The organism is Streptomyces sp. NTH33 (genome assembly GCF_003236365.1).
Lineage (GTDB): Bacteria > Actinomycetota > Actinomycetes > Streptomycetales > Streptomycetaceae > Streptomyces.
Genome location: NZ_POTZ01000967.1, coordinates 1 through 985 on the forward strand (window position 1 = coordinate 1; position 985 = coordinate 985).

The 985-nt window shown below is 70.6% G+C and carries 1 protein-coding gene; it reads left to right on the forward strand.

Annotated features, from left to right (window positions below; genetic code table 11):
* Positions 1–61: 61 nt before the first annotated feature.
* A partial coding sequence (locus C1I97_RS37860; protein ID WP_181447108.1) for an NTP transferase domain-containing protein occupies positions 62–985 on the forward strand: 924 nt, incomplete at its 3' end.

Sequence of the window (985 nt, forward strand, 5' to 3'; positions counted from 1 at the left end):
CCTGCCGCCCCGGTATCCTGCGGATGTCCACCCCCACCCATCCACAGCCGAAGGGCATCCCGTGAGCGCCATCCGCCCGGCAGCCGTCGTCGTTCTCGCAGCGGGTGAGGGCACCCGTATGAAGTCGGCCACACCGAAGGTTCTGCATGAGATCTGTGGCCGTTCCCTGGTGGGCCATGTGCTCGCCGCCGCCCGTGAGTTGAAGCCGGAGCAGCTCGTCGTCGTCGTCGGGCACGCGCGGGAGCAGGTCGCCGCGCACCTGGCCGAGGCCGACCCCGAGGCCCGTACGGCGGTGCAGGAGGAGCAGAACGGCACCGGGCACGCGGTCCGCATGGGGCTGGAGGAGCTCGGCGGGTCCGTCGACGGGACCGTGATCGTCGTCTGCGGGGACACTCCCCTCCTCACCGGTGAGACGCTGCAGCGGCTCGCCGCCACCCACCAGGACGACGGCAACGCCGTCACCGTGCTCACCGCCGAGGTGCCGGACGCGACCGGGTACGGCCGGATCGTGCGGGACGACGCCACCGGTGCCGTGACCGCGATCGTGGAGCACAAGGACGCGACCGAGGCGCAGCGGGCGGTCCGGGAGATCAACTCCGGGGTGTTCGCGTTCGACGGGCGGTTGCTGGCGGACGCGTTGGGGAAGGTCCGGACGGACAACAGTCAGGGTGAGGAGTACCTCACCGATGTGCTCGGGATTCTGCGTGAGGCGGGTCACCGGGTGGGTGCGTGTGTGGCTGGTGATCACCGGGAGGTCGCGGGGATCAACAACCGGGTGCAGTTGGCGGAGGCGCGGCGGGTTCTCAACGACCGGCTGTTGACGGCCGCGATGTTGTCCGGGGTGACGGTGGTGGATCCGGCGACGACGTGGGTCGATGTGACGGTGACGTTCGAGCGGGATGTCGTGGTGCATCCGGGGACGCAGTTGCAGGGGTCGACGCATCTGGGTGAGGGTGCGGAGGTCGGGCCGGGCAGCCGGCTGAGG